Annotated in this window: 1 protein-coding gene; it reads right to left on the bottom strand. The window is 58.8% G+C overall.

From position 1 onward, the window contains the following. Positions 1–320 (bottom strand): PKD domain-containing protein (locus tag ACY2RQ_RS19930; RefSeq protein WP_490114760.1); only part of this gene is annotated, 320 nt, incomplete at both ends.

Raw genomic sequence — 320 nt, 5'->3', positions numbered from 1 at the left:
GTGCCTACGGTAGTGGGAGCGGTATTTCTATTAACGGTAATGGTCACGGTATCGGTTACAGCCTGGCCAGATGCGCCATTTTCCGGGTCACGCACGGTCAGCTCAAATGTCAGGGTGCCTTCCCCAGCCGGAGTGGTAAAGGTCGGCTTCTTTGCCGTGGTATCGGACAGAGTTACGGCTGGGCCACCGGTCTGTTTCCACTTGTAGCTCAGAGGTGCGCGGGGGCCACTCCTGGCGTTCGGGTCATGGTCATTACTGCCGGCACTGTCCAGACTGGCAGAGGCATCCAGGGTGACTTCGGCACCCTGCACAACTGTTTG

This window comes from Parendozoicomonas sp. 209JJ7-1, assembly GCF_058147085.1.
This window is presented reverse-complemented; position numbering and strand designations above follow the sequence as displayed.